Source organism: Chryseobacterium aurantiacum, assembly GCF_003020585.1.
GTDB classification, from domain to species: domain Bacteria; phylum Bacteroidota; class Bacteroidia; order Flavobacteriales; family Weeksellaceae; genus Chryseobacterium; species Chryseobacterium aurantiacum.
This window is the reverse complement of record NZ_PXUE01000001.1, coordinates 113,992-136,391: the sequence shown is the minus strand read 5'-3', so window position 1 is coordinate 136,391 and position 22,400 is coordinate 113,992. Positions and strand designations below refer to the sequence as shown.

At 35.8% G+C, this 22,400-nt stretch carries 20 protein-coding genes and 1 tRNA gene; 8 read left to right on the top strand and 13 right to left on the bottom strand.

Annotated elements, in window-relative coordinates; translation table 11 throughout:
- Positions 1-54 precede the first annotated feature (54 nt).
- The 3 genes from C7D53_RS00590 (at position 55) to C7D53_RS00580 (ending at position 2,559) form a co-directional block, all read left to right on the top strand.
- A complete protein-coding gene (locus tag C7D53_RS00590) occupies positions 55-564 on the top strand; it encodes a DUF2480 family protein (RefSeq protein WP_106914496.1) in 510 nt (169 codons plus the stop codon).
- Positions 565-566: 2 nt separating this feature from the next.
- A complete protein-coding gene (locus tag C7D53_RS00585; RefSeq protein ID WP_106914495.1) occupies positions 567-1,826 on the top strand; it encodes a protein O-mannosyl-transferase family in 1,260 nt (419 codons plus the stop codon).
- A 79-nt stretch (positions 1,827-1,905) separates the two neighbouring features.
- A complete protein-coding gene (locus tag C7D53_RS00580) occupies positions 1,906-2,559 on the top strand; it encodes a DUF937 domain-containing protein (RefSeq protein WP_106914494.1) in 654 nt (217 codons plus the stop codon).
- Between the two features lie 60 nt (positions 2,560-2,619).
- On the opposite strand, the gene C7D53_RS00575 is transcribed toward C7D53_RS00580, so the two are convergent.
- Positions 2,620-2,739: a 30S ribosomal protein THX gene (locus C7D53_RS00575; RefSeq protein ID WP_106914493.1), complete on the bottom strand. Its 120-nt coding sequence runs from the start codon at positions 2,737-2,739 to the stop codon at positions 2,620-2,622.
- Between the two features lie 144 nt (positions 2,740-2,883).
- Complete coding sequence (locus tag C7D53_RS00570; protein ID WP_106914492.1) at positions 2,884-4,278, bottom strand: MATE family efflux transporter; 1,395 nt, start codon at positions 4,276-4,278, stop codon at positions 2,884-2,886.
- Between the two features lie 111 nt (positions 4,279-4,389).
- On the opposite strand from C7D53_RS00570, the gene C7D53_RS00565 reads away from it, so the two are divergent.
- The 3 genes from C7D53_RS00565 to C7D53_RS00555 all read left to right on the top strand — a co-directional run bounded on the left by C7D53_RS00565 (position 4,390) and on the right by C7D53_RS00555 (position 7,314).
- On the top strand, positions 4,390-4,749 hold the full coding sequence (locus C7D53_RS00565) for an ankyrin repeat domain-containing protein (protein ID WP_106914491.1): 360 nt from the start codon (positions 4,390-4,392) through the stop codon (positions 4,747-4,749).
- A 136-nt stretch (positions 4,750-4,885) separates the two neighbouring features.
- Positions 4,886-6,640: an aspartate--tRNA ligase gene (gene aspS, locus C7D53_RS00560; RefSeq protein ID WP_106914490.1), complete on the top strand. Its 1,755-nt coding sequence runs from the start codon at positions 4,886-4,888 to the stop codon at positions 6,638-6,640.
- Positions 6,641-6,696: 56 nt separating this feature from the next.
- Positions 6,697-7,314 carry a hypothetical protein gene (locus C7D53_RS00555; protein ID WP_106914489.1) on the top strand — a complete coding sequence of 206 codons (618 nt, stop codon included), beginning with the start codon at positions 6,697-6,699 and terminating at the stop codon, positions 7,312-7,314.
- A 25-nt stretch (positions 7,315-7,339) separates the two neighbouring features.
- Here C7D53_RS00555 and C7D53_RS00550 read toward each other — a convergent pair whose 3' ends face one another.
- The 7 genes from C7D53_RS00550 to C7D53_RS00520 all read right to left on the bottom strand — a co-directional run bounded on the left by C7D53_RS00550 (position 7,340) and on the right by C7D53_RS00520 (position 13,378).
- A complete protein-coding gene (locus C7D53_RS00550; protein ID WP_106914488.1) occupies positions 7,340-8,608 on the bottom strand; it encodes an adenylosuccinate synthase in 1,269 nt (422 codons plus the stop codon).
- A gap of 210 nt (positions 8,609-8,818) precedes the next feature.
- Complete coding sequence (locus C7D53_RS00545) at positions 8,819-9,388, bottom strand: Crp/Fnr family transcriptional regulator (RefSeq protein WP_106915529.1); 570 nt, start codon at positions 9,386-9,388, stop codon at positions 8,819-8,821.
- A gap of 146 nt (positions 9,389-9,534) precedes the next feature.
- Positions 9,535-10,389 (bottom strand): mechanosensitive ion channel family protein, encoded by an 855-nt coding sequence (locus C7D53_RS00540; protein ID WP_106914487.1) that lies wholly within the window; start codon positions 10,387-10,389, stop codon positions 9,535-9,537.
- 385 nt (positions 10,390-10,774) lie between these two features.
- On the bottom strand, positions 10,775-11,509 hold the full coding sequence (locus C7D53_RS00535) for an SDR family NAD(P)-dependent oxidoreductase (RefSeq protein ID WP_106914486.1): 735 nt from the start codon (positions 11,507-11,509) through the stop codon (positions 10,775-10,777).
- Positions 11,510-11,606: 97 nt separating this feature from the next.
- Positions 11,607-11,960, bottom strand: a complete 354-nt coding sequence (yajC, locus tag C7D53_RS00530) for a preprotein translocase subunit YajC (protein ID WP_106914485.1) — start codon at positions 11,958-11,960, stop codon at positions 11,607-11,609.
- Positions 11,961-11,964: 4 nt separating this feature from the next.
- On the bottom strand, positions 11,965-12,471 hold the full coding sequence (locus C7D53_RS00525; protein WP_106914484.1) for a DUF1573 domain-containing protein: 507 nt from the start codon (positions 12,469-12,471) through the stop codon (positions 11,965-11,967).
- 1 nt (position 12,472) lies between these two features.
- A complete protein-coding gene (locus C7D53_RS00520) occupies positions 12,473-13,378 on the bottom strand; it encodes a transcription antitermination protein NusB (RefSeq protein WP_106914483.1) in 906 nt (301 codons plus the stop codon).
- A 91-nt stretch (positions 13,379-13,469) separates the two neighbouring features.
- On the opposite strand from C7D53_RS00520, the gene C7D53_RS00515 reads away from it, so the two are divergent.
- Positions 13,470-15,131 (top strand): ABC transporter ATP-binding protein, encoded by a 1,662-nt coding sequence (locus tag C7D53_RS00515; protein WP_106914482.1) that lies wholly within the window; start codon positions 13,470-13,472, stop codon positions 15,129-15,131.
- A 99-nt stretch (positions 15,132-15,230) separates the two neighbouring features.
- Positions 15,231-15,566, top strand: coding sequence for a DUF3276 family protein (locus C7D53_RS00510; RefSeq protein WP_106914481.1), 336 nt, complete (start codon positions 15,231-15,233; stop codon positions 15,564-15,566).
- Positions 15,567-15,691: 125 nt separating this feature from the next.
- Here C7D53_RS00510 and C7D53_RS00505 read toward each other — a convergent pair whose 3' ends face one another.
- From C7D53_RS00505 to bshB1, 4 genes are all read right to left on the bottom strand, one after another.
- Entirely contained in the window at positions 15,692-20,737 is a 5,046-nt protein-coding gene (locus C7D53_RS00505) for a DUF4132 domain-containing protein (protein ID WP_106914480.1), read from the bottom strand.
- Between the two features lie 26 nt (positions 20,738-20,763).
- Positions 20,764-21,198, bottom strand: a complete 435-nt coding sequence (locus C7D53_RS00500) for a hypothetical protein (protein ID WP_106914479.1) — start codon at positions 21,196-21,198, stop codon at positions 20,764-20,766.
- A 332-nt stretch (positions 21,199-21,530) separates the two neighbouring features.
- Positions 21,531-21,606, bottom strand: a tRNA-His gene (locus tag C7D53_RS00495).
- Positions 21,607-21,641: 35 nt separating this feature from the next.
- Positions 21,642-22,361, bottom strand: coding sequence for a bacillithiol biosynthesis deacetylase BshB1 (gene bshB1, locus C7D53_RS00490; RefSeq protein WP_106914478.1), 720 nt, complete (start codon positions 22,359-22,361; stop codon positions 21,642-21,644).
- Between the last annotated feature and the right edge of the window lie 39 nt (positions 22,362-22,400).

Here is a 22,400-nt window from a genome sequence, read left to right as displayed (position 1 = left end):
ATTAAAATGTATATTGATCTTAATTCGTAAATTTGTTCAAAGATAATGATAAAAATGTCAGAAGAATTTGAAATCCGAAATAAAGTTGCTGAAAGCGGCCTTGTGAATTTTGACCTTGCCACTCTACTTCCAAAGGGCACAAGAAAAGGTATAGACCTTAAAGATTTTCTTTTTCAGGAAATGATCCTGAAGGAGAAAGATTTCCGTGAAAAGGTGGAAGCAATTAATGTAGAGGAATATAGTGACTGTTATGTGTATATCTATAATTCTGTGGACACCATCATTCCGCTTTGGGCCTATTTTGTATTAACAGCAAAGATTACTGATGTTACCAAAAAGATTGTATTCGGAAACCGTGAAGATCTTGAAGTTCTGCTGATGCACAAAGCCATCCAGACTTATGATTTTGAAGATATGAGGGGGAAAAGAGTATTGGTAAAAGGCTGTTCAGATAAAGAAATTCCTGAAAACGCTTATATAGAGCTGGTAGAACAGCTAAAACCTTTAGTAAAATCTCTGATGTTTGGGGAAGCCTGCTCCAATGTTCCAATTGTAAAGAACTAAGAATGAAGAGATCTCTATCTGCTATCGTTTTATTTTTTGTTTTTTTAGTAATTTATTATATCGGGAGTTTTACCAAAATTCCCTTTGCTGATTGTGTAGGATTTGTTCTTTCCGTAGAAAAGGGTGAATTTGAAACCACAGCTACGGCTACCAGTCATTTTTTATATACTAACACTGCTATTTTAATTAAAAACCTGATAGACCTTAGCGCCATTGAAGCCAGTCGGTTTCTTGTTGTTACTTCAGGTGCGGCGACCGTTTCTGTTATTTACCTTACTGTAAAAAGTATTGCAAGGACCGAATGGGCCGCCATTACAGCAGCTTTTGTATTTGGTTTCAGTTTTTCTTTCTGGAGAAATGCTGAAATTGTAGAAGTATATACCTACAACTCTTTATGGGTAAGTCTTTTTTTCTTTTCGATGGCCAAAGTTTTTATTGAAAAGAAAAACATTCATATTATACTGAGCAGTTTGTTTCTGGGAATCAGTCTTTGGGTACATATCCAGAACATTTTGTTAATTCCTGCTTTGCTTCTTTTTTTATTTTATTTCAAAGAAGAAAAAAGGCATGTGTATTCATCGCTTGCTCTTTTTATTATATTGTTTTCATCCTTGTTTATTCTGAATATTGCACAAGGCTTGCCTTTCAAGTCTCCTTACTCTTCAGATCAGGGAACATGGGTTCAGGATTCATTGAAGCAGACAACGGTACAATTAATAAAAGATCTCCTTTTATCTTTTACCTACCTGGTTTATAACTTCAATATTTTTATATTTTTCGGGATCGCAGGAATTGCTTTGCTATATCGCTTAAACAAGAAAATGTTTTATGTATTCTTTGTGGCAGCTGTCTTGGTATATGGTTTTTCTACATTTTATATTGTTTCCGACAATTATGTATTCTTTATCCCTTTTAATATTATTTTTGCTCTTTCCATCGGATATGGATTGTCTTCAGCAAGATATGCTTCATTCAAAAAAGTATCATGGATTTGTCTGCTTATCCCTCTAGGATATGTACTTTGCTATAATATTGCCCTCTTTACAGAAAAAGGAAAGCAGGCTCATGAATTTAAAAAGTATAAGGGTGGTATGAACTATTACTTACTTCCTTGGATGAACAACAATGCAGGCATCCTTGAATTTACGATTGATAAGAAAACTGCTCCTGAACCTATCCATTGGATGACCTTCAGCGCACTGGAATATATAAAGGTCTTAAAAAGCAAAGGTTACACAGAGGAGCAGATCCGAAAACTTTAACAATAATTATGAATCCAAAATATTTTGGAAGGCATATTTTTTGATAACTTTGGTACAGTTAACACGTTAAACACAAACAATGAGCTTAATAGACCTACTTACAGGGAACACTAGCAACCAGGTTGCTGAACAGGCTGAAAACAAATTCGGAATCAATAGAAATCAAGTAATTGCTCTATTAGCCGTTGCTACCCCTCTTATCATTTCTTATCTTAGAAATAAGTCACAAGATGCAAAAGAAGCTGAGGCTTTGAATAGTGCTCTTGATAAAGATCATAATGGAAGTATCTTAAATGATCCTTCACAAATTGAGGCAAGACAAGCGGAAGGCGGCTCTATCCTTGACCATATTTTTGGCGGGCAAAAAAGTACTGTAGAAAACCAGCTATCACAAAATACTGGAATTTCAATAGATAAAATAGGACCTATCCTTGCCATGTTAGCTCCTGTAGTAATGGGATACATTGGTCAGCAAAAACAGCAAAGCAATGTTGGAGCAGGAGGTTTAGGAGATCTTTTGGGAGGAATCCTTGGAAATGCTTCTAACCAGGCTCAGACTCAGCAGTCAAATCCTTTAAATGACATTCTTGGAAGTGTTTTGGGTGGCGGACAATCTCAATCATCAGGTAACCCTTTAAATGATATATTAGGAAGTGTACTTGGCGGAGGTGGAAATCAGCAACAGCAAGGAGGCGGACTAGGAGGTATCCTGGGAAATATTTTTGGAAAATAGTTAATTTAATTTTTAATAAAAAAAGACCGAAGAATATCTCTTTGGTCTTTTTTATTGTTTTTACTTTTTAGGCTTCTCTTCTGTTGCTACAAAAGATTTTGAAGCCTTTTTAGGTCTTCTTTTTCCATAACTTCCGGAATTGATCTTACCTCTTCTCGATTTCTTGTCTCCTTTTCCCATAGTAATAAATATTTGTTGTTACTACGAATTTAGGAAACATCCTATTAAAACACAACGGATTAAGCTGTTAAAGTTTTATAAATTAAATAAAATTTTGCTCCTCATTTTCTTTTCAACATTCTCTTTCTGTAAATCTCCAATTCTCTAAACCTTTACTGTTTTCCATTTTCCTCTTTTAAATAAAATAAAAGCAACGATGGTAATCAGGGTCTCTGCTGCAGGAATTGAGATAAAAACTCCTTTTGGCCCCATTCCCATATATTTTGCAAGAAAAAAAGCCAAGGGAATCTGAAACAACCAGAATCCAAAAAGATTGACCCACGTTGGCGTCCAGGTATCTCCCGCTCCGTTGAATGCATTAATCATTACCATTCCCACTCCGTAAAAAATAAAACCAACACTCATAATATGAAGAGCATTCTTAGCAAAATCTTTTATCTCTGCCTCCTGAGTGAAAAAACTAACTAAAATATCACCCAAAAGAATAAATATCAGGCTTACCGCCAACATGAAAACCACATTATACTTAACGGTCTTCATCACAGACTGCTCTGCCCGAAGCATTTCATTGGCCCCCATATTCTGCCCTACCAAAGTAGAAGCTGCATTGCTTAGTCCCCATGCAGGAAGCATAAAGAACATCATAAGCCTTAATGCAGTCTGATAGCCTGCTGAAGCATTTTCACCGCCTGTAGTAGCAACCAACTCCGCAAGGAAAATCCAGCTGCATGATGCAATCACAAACTGAAAAATTCCGGGAGTTGCAATTTTTACAATCGATCCAATAAGATCATATTTGGGCTTAAAGTACTCAAGCTTAATACGAATCTGGGTATCTGCTACTAAAAGATGATACAGCTGGTAAATTACCCCTATACTTCTGCCTATTGTTGTTGCCAACGCAGCCCCTGTAAGTCCCAACGCGGGAATAGGTCCCATCCCTTTTATCAGGATAGGACAAAGGATAATATTGGCGATATTGGCAATCCATAAACTCTTCATTGCAATCATCGCATTTCCTGCTCCTCTAAAAATACCATTGATAAGAAATAAAAGCATTATAATTGTACTGCTTCCCATCATAATCCTTGTAAAGTCTTTTCCGTAGGCAGCAGCTTCCGGCTTAGATCCCATAAGAACCAAAATTTCCTCTGCGTAGATCACCCCGAATAAACTTAAAATAAAAGTTATGGCAAATGAAACCAACAGAACCTGCGCCGCACTTCTGGAGGCCTGTTCCGGATTTTTCTCGCCAATTCTTCTCGCTACCAGGGCTGTTGCGGCCATACTCATCCCAATGGCAATAGAGTACATGATGGAAAGAACAGATTCTGTAAGCCCAACCGTCTGAATAGCGTATCCGCTCTCTTTCAAATGTCCTACAAAGTACAGATCAACCAGTGCAAATACTGATTCCATAGCCATTTCCAGCATCATAGGAATCGCCAAGAGAAGAACAGCACTTCTAATATTAACCTTTGTAAAATCGGTTTCTTCTCCGCTAAAGGCTTTTTTCAAAAAGTCAACATATTTTGTCATTTGTCAATCAATAATTTATATAAATTCAAAAATACAAATCCATTTATTACTAAAACTTGGCAAATGATAATAAAAATTAATTAGATTTGTACATTCTTAAAAATAATTCTTATGAAAAAAATAATCTCTACAATTTTTCTTTTTGGAATTTTAGCATCTGCCAATATGCTGTCAGCTCAGAAAATGACTCAGGACAAAATGAAATCCATTCATTCTGATGATATTGCAACATTTAAAAAGCAGTTTACCCCAGGGGATTATAATAAGTGTTTCATGGTAGGAAACGAATCATTTTCTCCACTTGGTTTCAGTGCATTATCTGGGAAAAACACTCTTATAGCTTTTCTGTTAGACAATAAGGTAAATGTGAATAAGAAATGCCAAAACCAAACACCTCTTGAATTGGCAGAGATAGGAAAAAATCCTGAGACTATAAAATTATTAATTGCCAGAGGTGGTAACACGAACTAAAAAATCAAAAAACAATATTCAAAAACTTCCGAAAGGGAGTTTTTTTTATTTATAAAACCTGTAAAAATCTTATCTTTGCAAACGAAAAAAAAGGTTCGAAGCTGAACCTTAAACATTGAACTTTAAACAAATAATTATGTTTCGATCGCACACAAACGGAGAGCTATCTCTGAAAAATCTGAATGAAGAAGTTACACTATCAGGATGGGTACAGACTATCCGTGATAAAGGATTTATGATTTGGGTAGATCTTCGAGATCGTTACGGAATTACCCAATTGGTTCTTGACCAGGAGCGTTCTTCAGCACAATTGATGGAAGAAGCTAAAAAATTGGGGCGTGAATTTGTCATTCAGGCTACCGGAAAAGTAATTGAAAGAGTAAGTAAAAATCCTAATATTCCTACAGGAGAAATTGAAATTTTAGTTGAGAAACTAACAATTCTAAATGATTCCCAACTTCCTCCATTCACCATTGAAGATGAAACTGACGGTGGTGAGGAATTAAGAATGAAATACCGTTACCTTGATATCAGAAGAAATCCGGTAAAGGATAAATTGATTTTCCGTCATAAAATGGCTCAGAAAGTAAGAAATTATTTATCTGATGAAGGTTTCATTGAAGTAGAAACTCCTGTTTTAATTAAATCTACGCCAGAAGGAGCAAGAGACTTTGTTGTACCAAGCAGAATGAATCCCGGGCAGTTTTACGCTTTGCCACAGTCTCCACAGACATTCAAACAGCTTTTGATGGTAGGTGGTATGGATAAGTATTTCCAGATTGTAAAATGTTTCCGTGATGAGGATTTAAGAGCTGACAGACAGCCGGAATTTACACAAATCGACTGCGAGATGGCTTTTGTAGAGCAGGAAGATGTAATGAATGTTTTCGAGGGAATGACTAAAACCCTTATAAAGGATATTACAGGTCAGGAATTCGGAGATTTCCCAAGAATGACTTTCGCAGATGCGATGAGAAAATACGGAAATGATAAGCCGGATATTCGTTTTGGGATGGAGTTTGTAGAGCTTAATGAGCTTGTAAAAGGAAAAGACTTTAAAATATTTGATGAAGCAGAACTGGTTGTTGGAATTAATGTTGAAGGATGTGCAGAATATACAAGAAAGCAGATTGATGAGCTTGTAGACTGGGTAAAACGTCCTCAGGTTGGAGCTTCAGGAATGGTTTGGGCAAAATTCCAGAATGATGGAGTGAAAACCTCATCTGTTAACAAGTTCTATAATGAAGAAGACCTTGGTAAGATCATTGAAAAATTTGGAGCAAAAGAAGGAGACTTAATGTTGATTCTTTCAGGAAACGAAAACAAGGTAAGAGCTCAGCTTTCTGCATTGAGAATGGAACTTGGAAACCGTTTGGGATTAAGAAAAGGAAATGTATTTGCACCACTTTGGGTAGTTGACTTCCCTCTATTGGAATGGGATGAAGATACCGAAAGATACCACGCAATGCACCACCCTTTTACCTCTCCAAAACCTGAAGATTTTCATTTATTAGAAACTGATCCTGGTAAGGCAAGAGCAAACGCTTATGATATGGTACTGAACGGAAACGAAATTGGAGGTGGATCTATCAGAATTTTTGACAGAGATCTGCAATCTAAAATGTTTGATTTATTAGGATTCACAAAAGAAGAAGCTGAGGCTCAGTTCGGATTCCTAATGAATGCCTTTAAGTATGGAGCACCTCCACATGGTGGTTTGGCGTTTGGTTTTGACCGTTTGGTGGCGATTCTTGACGGAAACGAAGTAATCAGAGATTATATCGCATTCCCTAAGAATAACTCAGGTCGTGATGTAATGATTGACGCGCCGGCTTCTATTGCTGATGCACAGCTCGATGAACTTGAACTGAAATTGAATTTAAAAGCATAAATTAGAAGCGGGGTATTTGCCCCGCTTTTTTTATATCTAAAAAGAAAATTCAACAGATGAATACATTCGAGGAAAAGCCAAGCACTCCTCTTCCGAAAAATAAAAAAAAGACACCATGGAAATGGGCAATCAATATCATTTGGCTGGTTGGCCTCCTTTGTTTTTATCACGGAATTGGTTATTCAAAATATAAAAGTAATTTAGATTTTAAGGCTGGTTATTTTGTAATCGGAATTCTTATCCTTGCTCCTATTTACTATTATATTCATTCGATTATTGAAAGTGAAAAAGGATTTCCTCTTGAAAATTTTAATAAAGACATTGTTATTCAAGATATAAAACGTCACAAAATCTATGAAAATATAGATTTGAGTCGCTGTATTATAGAGAATTATGTTTTTGGAGTTGGTAAAGACCAAAATGATTATGCTAATATTTTCTACAATAAAGAAGATATTGAGTTTGTAAAATCCAAAATTACCATTGAACACATCCAAAACAATTCTTTAATTACACTTACTGCTTTTACAAATATTGATAAGATACAATTAAAAGAAATTTTTCAGCAATACAGCTCAACAAAGGTTTACTTTGACAAATACATTCCAACCAATTATTATCTGGATCTGGAATTCATAAAAAACTGGAAAAAACAAAATGAAAGCGGGAAATAACTCCCGCTTTTATAATTATAGAAAATTATTTCATTTTCAATATTTGTTCTCTTCCCGGACCGGTAGAAAGATAAGTCACAGGAATTTCCAACTCCTCTTCTAAAAACGAAAGGAAATCCATTAGTTCTTGCGGAAGTGCTGTAGGATCCTTAATAATTGAAAAGTCTGCATCCCAGCCATTCATCCATTTTAAGATGGGCTTGGCAGTTTCAGGAAGTATTCCGGAAACAGACTGAATTGTTCCGTCTTCCAATTCATACTGTGTACATACTGCAACAGACTTCAATCCGCTTAAAACATCAGCTTTAGTCAGTACTAAATGGGTAACCCCATTGATCATCACTGCATATTTTAAAGCGGGCAGATCCAGCCAGCCAATTCTTCTGGGACGCCCTGTATTGGACCCAAACTCATTCCCTTTGATTCTGATTTCATTACCCAGTTCATCAAAAAGCTCAGTGGGGAATACACCGTTACCAACCCTTGTGCAATATGCTTTTGCAATCCCATAGATTTCACCTATTTTTTTCGGTGATATACCTAATCCGCTGCAAGCTCCCGCAGCTGTTGTTGAAGATGAGGTTACATGAGGATAGGTACCATGATCAATATCCAGCATTGCTGCCTGGGAACCTTCTCCCAATATTTTTTTTCCATCAGATAAAGCCTTATTCAAAACAATTTCTGTTTCCGTAATATTGAATTGCTTTAGAAAGTCTACCGCCTCAAAAAACTCTGTAGTAATAGATTCCAGAGAAGGCAGCTCCATATTTCTTTCGGCAATAAATCTGTATTCCCTTTCCATTACCTGTTCTACTCTACTTTTAAAATCAGGTGAAAACAGATCTCCAACCCTTAGGTTTTGTCTTAAAATTTTATTTGAATAAGCTTGTGCAATTCCATTTTTTGTTGTCCCAATCGTTGTATACTCTGGGCTTTCCTCCATGAAAATATCCAAAAGCTTGTGGGTAGGTAGTACGAAATGTGCTTTTCGGGAAATGATTATATTTTTTTCCGGCTGAATACTTCCGTCAAATATCTTAAGATTTAAAATTTCCTTTTTAAAGCTCACAGGATCAAGAACCGTTCCTGTCCCGATAACATTCAGAACATTCTTCATAAAAATTCCTGAGGGAATCATTTTAAGTGTAATTCTCTGTCCATTTCGCTCTATACTATGTCCAGCATTGGAACCTCCATTAAAACGTGCTGTAATGTCATAATTTTCACTGATCAGATCAATAAACTTTCCCTTTCCTTCATCACCCCACTGCAATCCTAATACGATATCCATATATTTAAATTTTATGATGCAAAGCTATGGAGGTTTAAAAAGGAGGCCATTGTCATTTGGCAAAAAGGATCAATTTCTATAATGCATGATATAGAGTGTAAAAAGTAGTGATGATAGTTGAAAGCAAAGCTAGAGGTAGTTTGCAATCACGTTTTATAGTTTGCCTGTAAAGACCGTAAACATTAAAGTTCTTAATTGTTACTTAAGATTCTATACGATGTTTCTTCTAATGCGGCTTAAGGAAGATGGAGTAACCCCCAGATAAGAGGCCAGCATAGATTGTGGAACTCTGTTTGCCAAACCGGGATAATGATTCAGAAAATGGGTATAACGGGCTTTTGCATCCTGATTAAGCATGATACTTGCGACCTTAAGTTTATTCTCTGCCACAAAACCATGAATTCTTGCAAATAAAACAGGCCAAATGGCAATCTTTTCTTCAAGGGTTTTGAAATACTTCAAGTCAATAACCAGAAGAACGGCATCCGTAATGGCTTCAATATATTCGTGGGCAGGCAGCTGATCTGTAAATCCTTGAAAATCTCCGATAAATCTTCCCTCATAAATAAAGTAGCGGGTAAAGTCATCTCCTTCTTTATTGTAATACAAAGACCGGAAAACCCCCTCCTTTACAAAGGCAATTTTCTGACTTACTTTTCCTGCTTCCACAAAAACTTCTCCTTTACGTACAGAAATCTCCTGAATACCCTCAGCAATGAGTAATTCATCCTGTTCATTCAACAGCCCAAATTTCTTGATGTAATTAAAAAGTTCTTCCATAGTTTTTTTGCCCATGAATTGGAAATATAAAGGTATAAAAGTGAAAGGTAAAAACAATTGTCATTTGACAACAAAATCTTTTATTTACGTGAAAAAAATCCTGCATTATGATTGATGCAGGATTTTTCTATTATTTAAAATCAAAGTTATATTGATTGTTTTTGATAAACATGAACGTCTCTTTGTGGAAAGGGGATTCCTATGCCGGCTTTATCTAAAGATTCTTTACAATCAATGATGAGTTCTTCATTCATTTTCCAGAAATTTTCTGTGGAAGAGCTAACTCTTATTGATAAATTGATTGCACTATCACCAAGCGTTGTTACTACCACTTGTGGCGCAGGATCCGTAAGGGCATATTCATTATTTTTAATGACTCCCATTAATATATCTTTTGTTTTCTTAAGGTCGGCATCATAAGCAACCCCAATATCTAATGATGTTCTTCGGGTACCTAACTGGGTGAAATTAGTAATGCTATTGTTTGAAACTACTCCATTAGGAATAACAATTAAGTGGTTTTGCGGTGTAACCAATTTTGTATGAAAAATATCTATTGCCTGTACTGTTCCTGAAGCCCCGGAATTGGTAGAGATAAAGTCTCCTATCTTAAATGGTTTTAATAATAATATAAGAATTCCTCCTGCGAAATTGGTCAAAGACCCCTGCAGGGCTAAACCTATAGCCAAACCTGCTGCACCAATCATTGCAACAAATGCAGAGGTTTGTACTCCCAATTGAGTTACTACAACAATAAAAAGCAGAATATTAAGCCCCCAATTGATAATATTTAAAAGGAAATGCTGTAATGAAGCTTCCATATTACGTTTTTTGAAGCCTTTTGCAGCAAGCTTCTTAATCATTCTTATCATCCAGGAACCGATTAGGTAAATCAGTAATGCAGAAATAACTGCCGTAAAAATTCTTGGTGCCCACGAAATTGCTGAAGTAATTAAGGTATCCCAATGTTGCTGAATGTTATTCAATTTTAAATCGTCCATTTTTATATACTACTTATTTTTTGTACTAGCCTATTAATTTCTTTGGCAAAAGGATTTTAAAATGAAATTGAACAAAAACATAATCTATTTTCAAAAGAAAATTTAACCTTAACCTTTAGAGTGAAAGTCAATAGTATTATGAATTAAAATAGATGGGTAGCAGAAAAGATGATTGCTGCTTTACCAATGATCATTTTAGAAATTTCTTGCTGGGAAGAAATAGTTTGGTTTCTATAATAACAAAAAAAATACCGAAGTATCTTTTTCAAAGATTAAAATCTCTTATTTGTTAATAAAAGAACATTTTTTTTTAATTTAAGGCTTATAAATAGAAAATGGAATCAACTGTTTTTAAGTTGTAAAAACATTATTTTTCATCCTATGGCTAAGGTAGTTTTGCGGCTAGGCTTTCCGGTAAGAGCCTAAGAATGTGATAAATTATTTTCCATTTAAAATTGGGAACGATGGTAAAAGAATTTCCGGCATTAACAATAAATTTCGCTACATAATCCGGCTCCATTATCAAGGATTCATTCAATTCTAATCCTTCATTAATCTTTGTTCTGATATAACCTATAACTAAGGCATTAACCATTATTTTTCTGGAAGCCAATTCCTGTCTTAAACCTGCGAGATATTGTGTGAAAGCTGCTTTTGTACTTCCGTAAACAAAATTACTTTTTCGCCCTCTCACTCCTGATAATGAAGATAATCCAATGATTCTTTCCAGGTTACGGTTGCTTTCATCCATGGCAATAATGCTTAGAATAGAAACTCCCCCCATATAATTAACTTCCATCATCTGCTTTGCACCTTTAAAATCAGTGAGTGCTTTTTGATTATCTACCAAAAAACCAGCAGCATAAACCACAATATGAGGCTTTACGGGAAGTTCTGAATAGAATTTCTGATGAGAATCAAAATCAGCAGCATCAAAATACAAAACTGAACACTTAGATTGATCCAGATTATTATCCTGAATAAAATTCTCCAGAGATTGTGTATTTCGTGAAGCAGCTATTACTGAAAAACCTTTTCCAAGATATTGCCTGATGCATTGCTTTGCCACATCTGAATTAGCACCAAGGATAAGAACAGTTTTGTTTGTGTTTTGATTCATGGGGCAAAGATAATTTCTTTTTTAAAAGTAAGGGGCATAAAAAAGCTGCGGCGGGTGAACTTCGTTCACCCGCCGCAGCTTGTATTTTCAAACTGAATTATTTATTCTCTTCAGTTGTTGCTGGAGTTTCTTTTTTGTCGGCAGTCTTTGCTTTATCTCCAAAACGAGTTTCTGTCATTTCTCTGGAAACAGCTGCTTTTTCGAATTTCAACTTTCCTGATAATGTTTCGATTACAAAACCGTCATCCTGAACCTGAGCAATTCTCCCGTGAAGACCAGAGGTAAGAACTACTCTTGTTCCTACTTTAAGGTTTTCCTGAAAGTTTTTTTCCTGCTTCTGTTTTCTCATCTGAGGTCTTATCATCAGGAAGTAAAACCCTACAAACATCACACCCATCATGATCAGCATCATTGGTGAAGATCCTTGTGCCTGTAAAAATAATGTCAACATATTATTATGGTTGAATGTTCGCAGTGAACGTTAATTTAATTGGAGCTTTTTCTACGTTTGCAAAAACATCTGCATACTTCTGAACGTTACCGTCAAAGCTTGAAGAGTCAAAATGCAAAGTAATTTTTCCTTTTTTACCAGGCATGATTGGTTCTTTTGTAAAATCAGGAGCAGTACATCCGCATCCAGGCTTTACTTCAGAAATAATCAAAGGATTTTTTCCTGTATTGGTAACTTCATATACGTGCTCTACTTTGTCTCCTTTTTTGATTTTTCCAAAATCGAAGCTGCTTTCAGATAAAGCAATAGAAGTAGATGGTTCGTTAGAAACCGGTGCAACAGCTTCACCTGTAACAGGAGCAGCAGCAGAATCTGTAATTACCGAAGCACCTGCAGCTGCAGAGTCAGTAACGATAGTTTCAGGGCTTTGAGTTTCTTTGTTTTCTTTTTTACATGAAACTAAACCAAAGCCTATAATTGACAAGGCGATAATTGATAACGTCTTTTTCATTTTATATTCTATTTTGATCTTTACAATATTTATCTAAAATACCATTAATGAAGATATTTGAACGGTCTGTTGCAAATACTTTAGCAATCTCAATATATTCATTAATAATAACTCTTGAAGGAGTGAAAGCAAAGTTATCAAGTTCTGCAATTGCAGTAGACAAGATCACTTTATCCATTAAAGAAACTCTTTCCAGATCCCAGTTTTCTAATCTTTCTTCAAGCTTTTTCTCATTGTTTTCCCAGTTATTCAGGGTATCTCTCAATAATTTGCCTGCAAAAGTTTTATCCTCTTCATCTTTAATCATCTTGATTAGAGTTCTGCTTTCTTCATCTTCTCTTAGGAATCCGATTGTTTTTTGTACCATTGAGTTGGCAATGTGGATATCATCATACCAAGAAAGTTCTTTATCTCCAAGGTAATCATGAAAATCTTCATTCTCAGCAATATATCTTAAAAATAATTTTCCGATAAATTTCTGATCTTCTTCAAAGGAGTATCCTTCTTCTTTCATGAAATCCTGATAACGCTTTCCGGCAGTAATTCTTTGGAAAGTTTTCACCAATAAATCATCATGCATATCCCATTTCAGCTGCTTGTGCTGACCTGTGAAGAACAATCTTTCTGGATTTTCTTCCAGTTTAAGCAATACTTGGTTGTTGATGAATTTTTGGTTAGGGTTGATGTCTGCATCAGTTTTCAGATACTTATTTTTCCCGATTTCAATCTGATGTTCCGCTAAATCTTTAAGTCCTACTAAAAAATTAAGCTGATAGATATAGAGATAATAGATTTTCTCTATTCCAGCGAACATGTTTTTCTCTAAAACATCAAATTTCACAGGATTCTGATAGTATGAATACACTGTCTGTACTACTTTTTCACGGATTTGTCGTCTTCCTAACATTCAAAGAGCTTTTTTATGACTGCAAAGATACAAAATTTAAAATTGATTGAATTCGTAGTCTGACTACATTTTTGTAAATTTGTAAAACTATATGAAAGCGCTAAAAACCTTAAACCCCTATTTTTGGAAGCACAAAATACTATTGTTTTGGGGGGTATTATTTATCATTGCCAGTAATTTTTTCAATATATATAAAGTTCAGTTTGTAGGAAAATCTGTAGATGAACTTACTAAAAACGGGAACCTTGGTTTCAACAACCAGGTTTTAATTTATGTTGGAATCATTGTGGGCTGTTCACTTTTAACAGGATTCTTCACCTTTATGATGAGGCAAACCATCATTGTGGCTTCCAGAAGAATTGAATATGAACTGAAGAATAAAATCTACAGACATTATCAGGATTTGTCCTTAACGGATTACAAGCAAACCACCATTGGAGACTTAATGAACAGATTGAGTGAAGATGTGGTAGCGGTAAGAATGTATTTGGGTCCCGGTGTAATGTATGTTGCCAACCTTATAGTTCTGGTGGTGATTACTGCCATTTATATGGTGAAAACAGATGCTTCCATGACGGTATGGACATTGCTGCCTCTTCCTATTTTATCCTATGCTATTTATAAGGTAAGTTCAATTATCAACAAAAAATCGAAAGTAATGCAGAAAAGCCAGTCTGCTATTTCAACTTTTGTACAGGATAGTTTTTCGGGAATTCGTGTTGTAAAGTTTTTTGCAAGAGAAAAATACATTCAAAAAAACTATGGAATCAAGGTAACAGATTATCAAAACAAAGCATTAGATCTTGCTAAAACAGAAGCCTATTTCTTTACTATTATTTTATTTGTAATTGGATTATTGAATGTTGCCGTTATCTGGATTGGAGGAACAAAATATATTGCAGGAGAATTAAGCATTGGTAAAATTGCTGATTTCTTTATGTATATCAACACCCTGATCTTTCCATTCTCTATGGTAGGCTGGGTAACTTCAGTCAATCAAAGAGCTGAAGCTTCCATGCAAAGGATTAATGAGTTTATGGATAAAGAATCGGAAATCGTTAATACGAACTTCGAGAATTATCCTATCAAAGGAGACATTGAATTCAGGAATGTGTCTTATATATATCCTAATACAGGAATCAAGGCTCTGGATAATCTAAGCTTTACGATTAAAGCAGGTAAATCATTGGCCATCATGGGTAAAACCGGAAGTGGAAAATCTACTATTGCACTTCTTTTATGTAGGCTTATAGACCCTACTGAAGGGGAAATTTTGATTGACGGTAAAAACCTGAAAGATCATAATCTGACTAATTACAGGAACTTCATTGGATATATTCCTCAGGAGAGCTATTTATTCTCAGATTCTATTGAAAATAATATAGGTTTTGCAATTGATCATCCCTCTCATGAAAAGGTAGTGGAGTATTCTCAGATTGCAGATGTACACAAAAATATTGTTGAGTTTAAGGAACAATATAAAACACTTGTTGGTGAACGCGGAGTGATGCTTTCGGGAGGACAAAAGCAGAGAATTTGTATAGCAAGAGCCTTAATCAAGGACCCAAATATCATTATTTTTGATGATTCTTTGTCTGCTTTAGATACGGAAACAGAGCAGAATATTCTTGAAAATATTGATAAAAAAATTGGTAATGCGACATCCATAATCATCACACACAGAGAGTCTAGCGCTCAAAAAGCTGATCAAATCATCAATCTAACCGAAATTGCCAATTCTGTAACCGCTTAGCTGTTTCGTTCTCAATTGTTAAATAAATCATAAAAAAAATTTTGTGATTAAAAGAATTCTTTTATATTTGTTCTTAACAAGATTAAAAAATATCTAACAATGAGTGAATACAAGGAACGCCATGAAAATGAGATTTTCACGAAGGTGTTAAAAGCAGGGAGAAGAACTTATTTCTTTGATGTGCGCGAGACGAAAGCAGGAGATTATTATCTTACAATCACTGAGAGTAAGAAAAATTTCGGAGAGAATGGGGAAGCTACATTCGAGAAGCATAAAATTTACCTTTACAAGGAAGATTTTAAGAGTTTTCAGGAGATGTTTAATGAGTCCACAGATTTCATCATTAATGAAAAGGGTGAGGATGTAATTTCAGAAAAACATGACAAAGATTTCAAAAGCAGATCTTACACAATAGATTCTGACGAAGAAGTTTAAAAAAAGAATATCTAAAAACACAAGCATCTGAAAAAGATGCTTTTTTTATGCCATAAAGCCCAAATATTCACTCTTTATTTAAGACATAAAAAAAGGTGTACTTTTTTGAAAAGTACACCTTTTTTTTATACATATTCCCGGTTTATCTGGGAAAGTATTGTTGGATCCTGTATTTCATTATCCCTAGCCAGTAATAAGACCTTGGACAGTACTTCTGCAGACTTTGGATCATCGTCTGCGAAAGGTAAGAACAGCCTGCCTCTATGCTGAGAATGAACTGGTAGGATAGACAGATATTTGCCCGGAACCTGATGTACAACTGCACTTCCTAAATGCACACTATATTCCGCCATCTGCCCTTTCACAAGTACATGTGAACCATCAATCCTTACATTATCCAATTTAAATAAACGTGCTGTTTCTTTCATTAATACAGCTCTCATTTCAATAGAAGAATGACTTGCTTCAGGATCTACATCTCCTACATGAGCAACTGAAACAACCAGATCTATATCTCTCATCACTTCCGAAAACAGCCTTGGATTGATGTCGTCAAAAGGGATGTTCTTGTAATCCTTTAATGAATGGAACTCTATTGTTTCTAAGGTTGGACTTTCCACATCTGCCGGAGAGAACCAGTCTGCCATGGCATATAACTTAACCTGGAAGCCTTCCTTATGATATACTTTCTGCAATCCGTCTTCATAATCCACTTTCCAGCCTCTGGTTTTAAGGAGTGCCAAAGTTTGTTTTGGCTGGATCTGATGTCCTGCATAACGGCGTGAAATAGATTTTTCAGTTAATTCATCTGGCGTTGGGACATACAATTCTCTGAATATCTGCTTGAATGGCTGTACAAGCTTTTCTTTAAAACAATAATGCTGATAATCACTCCAAACAGAATGCTGGTAAAGATCTACGCAATGGGCAATACGAAGGCTATTCTCTTCATTCAATTCATGAATTTCTCCATGAGCATTTACCAAACCTCCATCATGGAAGAATCCTATTTTCTGATCATTGGAAATAAATACGAGCTTTTCCAGATGTTTTACAATAACAGGGTGTTCAAAAAGGGTCTTGATCTCTTTTAAAAGAAATTCATCACCTCTTATCATTGCTTCTTCCAGTCCTTTTCTGGAGCGGGTCCATTGCTCACGCATAATCTTACGATTATTCCCCAACTCTACAACTGCTTTATCTTTCTTAATTTTTGGCGGAATAGATTTTAGTTGTTTATCATCCCTGAAAACGACCAATTCAGCTTTTCCATTATCTTCTATAATTAAACCTATTGTAACCCCATCTATGGTAACCTGAGTATCCTTTGATAATAGGGACTGAATTTGCTTGGTTTCCATTGCCCACGTTAATCGGATTGGATCCGGATACCCTGCATTTCTCGCAAGATTTTCCAATGCTACGCGAATAGCCAGAGCTTCACTGGACTGCTTCATGGAACCAAAGTCTTTACTTTCTTTCTTGAATTGCTGGATATATTCATATCTGTTCAGAACATCTTTCTCCGGATTGGCCTTACTTAAAGGCACAAGTCCATATACACGCAGATAATCCTGATCACGCTTATCCTTTACTTTTGCTGTTACTTCTTTTATTTTTAAGCTTCCTGCCAAAGTATCGGAATAAAGCCTTGCTCTTCGGTGTCCATTTCCATCTGATATATATTTCGCAGATTCATAAAGCATTTCCCAGCGGGCTTTACCGAGTTCTTTATAAGCTTTTGTAAACCAATCTTTATCTACAGCACCGTCTTTAAATTCCTGAATGTCTACTGATGAATATTTGGCAACTTCACTTTCCAGTTTTGCATTTTGGGCCTCATAGGCTCCGGTCTTAGTATGGGCATGCATCCACCAGATCGCTGAATCTAACCCTTTCCAACCTAAATGATTACTTATAAACTGCTGCCATTGCGGAGCATATACTGCAGCCTGTATTAAACGAAGTTCTGTAATCTTTTCTTTTTTGATGAGCTCATCGAATGATTTCTGAATATCACTTTCTAGAGGATAGCAGTTAGAAATAAGCCAGGAGAAAAGTTTTTGCTTGGTCATACTTTCGCTTCCATAGCTGTATATATAATTGGCATATAATCCGGATTTACCTAATCCTTTCAAAATCTGAACGAAACGATGGGCTCCATATATAGACCTAAACTGTTGTACAAAATGTGAAACGGAGGTATTGGCATCGCCACGAATCAGTTCTATATCCAGAAACTTATCCTGAATTTCTTTAATCATGGGCTTAAGGAAAGGAAATAATTCTACATATTTTTCATTGTTGTAATTGGATTTAATTGTTGTAAGATCATTGATGGCTGAGCTAGCAGTCAGAATTCCCTCAAACAATTCTTCTTTTGTAATAACTTTTAATTCATAAGCTTTACAGAAGAAATAGAAATCGGGAACAAATTTTTTGATGTTTTCCGACAACCCATTAAACTGCATCCATCGGTATAAATTCCATTGCTTGATATACTGTTCGTCTGTTAGGTTCTTCATTGGAATAACCCTTAAAAAGACATCAAAAAAACCTAGTTGCTGCCAACCGTTTCCTTGATCCCGGTAATAATAATCTCCGCTATCTTTTCCTTTATAGTTAATAACATCTTCAGGAAGATGGGCAAATAATGTACTACAAGCATCTATTGCAAAATCAACCACTTCCTCAAAAACGAATTTATTCTTTAATGAGCCCAAAATCCTTATGATAGGATTCTCCCAATAATAGGTCCCTTTTGTAGGGTTAGGAATAATCTCTTTATGATAGAATACATAATCTTTCAGAAAGTTTCTAAAGATTTTTCGGTCGCAACTCTCGGCAAATGTCAGCAAAAATAAATCTCTCGGCAGCAATCCAGAATCTTTGAACCATTGTTCCCATACTTCATGAAGGGGATAATTTTCGGCTAATTGCTGAGGAGTAAATCCTTCTGTATTTCTTTTTATCTCACGGAAGGTATTTCCCATTAATACTTTGGTTACAGAATTATCCCATTCTTCTGATTCGTATTCGTGGTCTTTGTGCTGAAGAAATAAATCATTAAGCTTTTTTAGTTCTTCCTTTATTCTAGCAACGGATACCGTAAAGCCATATTTATTATTTTTCGTTGCCTGTAGATAGATTGAATCTTCCTTTACTTTGGGTAATGCAAACTCTGAGATTACAGTAGGATCATAAAACCCAAATCCGTTTTCAGCGGAAAGTATAGCCTGATCTCCTGATGGATTAATTTGCTCAAGTAAGCCTTTTTCTCTTTCTGAAATTTTTGACCTTTCAGAATATTGTTGTGTCCAACGGATAATCTGAGAAGATGCCCTTTTTCCTTTCTGAAGCTGAAGCATAATATCCAGGGAGGCAGCCCTCTGCTCCACATCACCTTTGGTCATTAATTCTTCAACCAGCGGCGTCACAATTTCATCTTCCTGGGCTGTAACAAGCTCTGTAAGCTTTTGACGCAAAACGCCTCCTTTTCTTTTAAACATATCAAAGAAAACCATAATTTCTTCTTTGTTTAAAGGATTTTGAAGCAAGATATTCATTCCTGAGGCAATCAAGGATTCTCCCCTGTCTTTTATAATTTTAAACGCAAACTCTTTTTGAAAAGGAGTTACTTCTTTTTTCTTCTTTCCTAGCCCATAAGAGAATGAGTAGCAATAGAATTCTCCTAAAATATTTCGGGTCAGTAATTCGCGCAGGGCAAGATCAAACTGATCAAAGTAAGACAAAATAATATCCAGCTTATTGCTATCCTCTCCTACCAGATAAAACATGGAGGCATACAGATCACTCTTCTTAAACGTCACATTAAGCCATGAAAATATTTTCCCTTCAAATTTCTTTTCTTTCACTTCTATCTTCTGCGTCAGTTCGTGCAGTTTTTCAAAGAAATCCGGATAATCTGCATTATTGATAAAAAATTTCGATTGGGTATTGGCTCCTAATAAATCCGACAGATGGCTTCCCACAAACGCAAGCACTTCTACATTCCCCTCAAGTACGGCTTTATAATACAAAGGCATTTGAATATAAGGGTCACCTGTTTCTGTGGCAAATTTTATCGCTAGACATTTTTTCTCTATACTTCCTTTGTCAAATAAGTAATGCAGGTAAGGAACCGTTTTATCCACATCCCACACCCCCTGTACCCAAAGAGCCATATATACTTCGTTATTATTCTTGCTCTTAATAGCATCAGGCACAAGTTCCGGATTGCTGAAGTATGCATGAGCCAGTGATACAATATTCTTTACGACTGATTCTTTTTCTGCTTCCCAACCTAATCCCGTCCAAGTATCTATAGAACGTACGACAGACGAAAAACGGGTAAGCTTATGTTCCACAATCACGTTGGTCATATATTCCAAAGCTCCAATACTGGTTTCATCCAAAGCTTCCAATATGGTCTGCCTTAGCCCTTCTTGTCGCTGTGCTGCCAGTAAAAGCTTTTCCACCAATTCCCAACAATGCTTCTGCTCACTGTTGAGTAAAGCTTTAATGATATTTCTGGAAACCTTTCCGTCCGCATGTTTATTAAAAATAATATCTTCTATTAATTGATAGATCGTTGTATTACCTGTATCAATTGCAGCTGCCCAAACATAGAACTGGCTGGAGTTGTTTGAGACCTCATTATCATAGATAATCTGTTCTTCCAATGATAAATCATAGTTCTGATCATTACTTGCATAAGAGTAAACATAAGGAGAACGCAGCAGTTCTCTTATCAGGTTAGCCTGATTCATGAGGACATATCTTTCATTATGAGGAGCGCGAAACGAACGACGGAAATAACTCGTCTGATACATTTTGTAAGGCATTCTGCTCCAAACGTGTTTTACAAGATCTGCATTTTCTCCAAAATAGTAAACCAGGAGCTGATGATACTCTGCATCTTCCCAAATATCAGGCTTTATATATTCTTTCAGCTTCTCTGCATCCTTTGAACCCAGAGTCATTGCCTCATAATAATTTGTCTTCCCCATTAAGAATAAACCTAATTCTGCTACTTCTTTCTTAAGTATAGGTTTATCCGGAAAAACCTCTGTAGACAAGCCTTTTTCAGATTGTTCTACCAGATCTTTCCTTAGTTTCTCGTAATAATTCTTAACAAGTTTTTTCGATTCTAATTTTTTTGTGATTTCCATGTATGTTATTACTTAATATAATTTGATTACCAATAGCTTCCTGCAAGAAATGTAAGCCTGATAAATGTGAATGTATGTTTTAAGCCCAAATCGATGGTTTGGGTAAGATTTTCAAGTTGTTCATCATTGTAAAACACAGCAAACATCCTGTCTTCAAAAGCCTGAAGAGCATTTTCCTGTGCTTTTTGCGGGTCTGCCTTTTTGAGATTATAGATACTTCCAAAACCTACTTTCCCGGTATCTGTGAGTAGATTCAGATAATTATCTTGCGGAATTTTGGGATGATCTTCATCTTCCAACTCAAAAGATTTTGTGTTAAATTCATCTACCTGTTGTTGAACGATTAGTTTTAATAAACTCTCTAAGGTGATATTGACATCTTCGTAGGCGATCTCAATGTTTTGTTCCGAAAGAACAGGATGTTTCTTCCCCAACTGCTTTACAGTGACTTTTATTTCCATATTTGAACTTAGTGTGACTAAATATAGGAAAATTTCACTGTGCTATTGGATCAATTTGAGATTTTATGAGGAATATCAAGAAAAGGAGATAATACTTAAAGAAGTATAAAAGAAATTATATAATATTGATTTTTGGCTACAATTGTTTGAACATTAGCCCCGATAGAAACGGTTACCCCGCAACAGGCAATGCCCTTTTTATGCGTCGGCGTGAGGAGTATGAGTGGATAACGGGAAAAAGCTTCTAAGAAAAAGCAGAAAATTGAGATTTATTTCCCTTCTAAAACAGGTATAAAATAAAAAAGTACACTTTCAAAAAGTGTACTTTCTTTGGGTGAATGAGGGGTCTCGAACCCCCGACCTTCGGAACCACAATCCGACGCTCTAACCAACTGAGCTACAATCACCGTTTTCTGAGTGCAAATATAGGACAATTTCCTCAACTACCAAACAATTCCGTCAAAATTTTTCAAAGAAATTAACTTCTCAGACGTAAATCCCTCAGCATAAGTAACTCCCGATAATCGCCCTAAATCCTGAGCACGGTAAGTTAAGCTCTCATAAAAGTCTTTTGTTGTAATTGGAGTTTCTGGCTCCTTAGAAGTTGGGTCATAAAATTGAGTTTTATAAGCCATACATGCTTCTAGTTTTTTATCCAGATGCCCAGATATATCAATCACAAACTCCGGTTTTATATCTTTCCACTGAATGTAATGAAAAACATGCTTCGGTCTCCATACTTCCTGAATTTCTCCATCCTCAGTTGTTTCAATTTTCCTCAGTCCGGACAAAAAGCACGCATCCGATACTAATTTCGCTCCTTTTGCATGATCGGGATGTCTATCATCAATTGCATTCGCCAAGACGATTTCCGGGCGGTATTTGCGAATCATTTTTACAATCCTCATTTGATATTCTTCAGAATTGACCAGGAAGCCATCTTTCATTCCAAGGTTCTCTCTGGCAGAGAGTCCTAAGATATTGGCAGCATCTGCCGCTTCCGCTTTCCTTGTTTCATCTGTACCTCTTGTACCAAGCTCTCCTCTGGTAAGATCTACCACTACACATTTTTTACCCTCTGAAACCATTTTGGCAATAGTTCCTCCACATCCCAACTCTACATCATCAGGGTGTGCTCCAAAAGCAAGTATATCAGTTTTCATAAAATCAAAGATAGGTTTTAAATAAAAACTTCCCAAACA

Coding starts and splice junctions, on each gene's coding strand:
- C7D53_RS00540 (WP_106914487.1), bottom strand. CDS start 10,389: ATGGACGATTTAAAATTGAATAACATTCAGCAACATTGGGATACCTTA.
- C7D53_RS00515 (WP_106914482.1), top strand. CDS start 13,470: ATGAAAGCGCTAAAAACCTTAAACCCCTATTTTTGGAAGCACAAAATA.
- C7D53_RS00505 (WP_106914480.1), bottom strand. CDS start 20,737: ATGGAAATCACAAAAAAATTAGAATCGAAAAAACTTGTTAAGAATTAT.
- aspS (WP_106914490.1), top strand. CDS start 4,886: ATGTTTCGATCGCACACAAACGGAGAGCTATCTCTGAAAAATCTGAAT.
- yajC (WP_106914485.1), bottom strand. CDS start 11,960: ATGTTGACATTATTTTTACAGGCACAAGGATCTTCACCAATGATGCTG.
- C7D53_RS00590 (WP_106914496.1), top strand. CDS start 55: ATGTCAGAAGAATTTGAAATCCGAAATAAAGTTGCTGAAAGCGGCCTT.
- C7D53_RS00550 (WP_106914488.1), bottom strand. CDS start 8,608: ATGGATATCGTATTAGGATTGCAGTGGGGTGATGAAGGAAAGGGAAAG.
- C7D53_RS00565 (WP_106914491.1), top strand. CDS start 4,390: ATGAAAAAAATAATCTCTACAATTTTTCTTTTTGGAATTTTAGCATCT.
- bshB1 (WP_106914478.1), bottom strand. CDS start 22,361: ATGAAAACTGATATACTTGCTTTTGGAGCACACCCTGATGATGTAGAG.
- C7D53_RS00575 (WP_106914493.1), bottom strand. CDS start 2,739: ATGGGAAAAGGAGACAAGAAATCGAGAAGAGGTAAGATCAATTCCGGA.
- C7D53_RS00545 (WP_106915529.1), bottom strand. CDS start 9,388: ATGGAAGAACTTTTTAATTACATCAAGAAATTTGGGCTGTTGAATGAA.
- C7D53_RS00585 (WP_106914495.1), top strand. CDS start 567: ATGAAGAGATCTCTATCTGCTATCGTTTTATTTTTTGTTTTTTTAGTA.
- C7D53_RS00580 (WP_106914494.1), top strand. CDS start 1,906: ATGAGCTTAATAGACCTACTTACAGGGAACACTAGCAACCAGGTTGCT.
- C7D53_RS00535 (WP_106914486.1), bottom strand. CDS start 11,509: ATGAATCAAAACACAAACAAAACTGTTCTTATCCTTGGTGCTAATTCA.
- C7D53_RS00510 (WP_106914481.1), top strand. CDS start 15,231: ATGAGTGAATACAAGGAACGCCATGAAAATGAGATTTTCACGAAGGTG.
- C7D53_RS00555 (WP_106914489.1), top strand. CDS start 6,697: ATGAATACATTCGAGGAAAAGCCAAGCACTCCTCTTCCGAAAAATAAA.
- C7D53_RS00525 (WP_106914484.1), bottom strand. CDS start 12,471: ATGAAAAAGACGTTATCAATTATCGCCTTGTCAATTATAGGCTTTGGT.
- C7D53_RS00500 (WP_106914479.1), bottom strand. CDS start 21,198: ATGGAAATAAAAGTCACTGTAAAGCAGTTGGGGAAGAAACATCCTGTT.
- C7D53_RS00570 (WP_106914492.1), bottom strand. CDS start 4,278: ATGACAAAATATGTTGACTTTTTGAAAAAAGCCTTTAGCGGAGAAGAA.
- C7D53_RS00520 (WP_106914483.1), bottom strand. CDS start 13,378: ATGTTAGGAAGACGACAAATCCGTGAAAAAGTAGTACAGACAGTGTAT.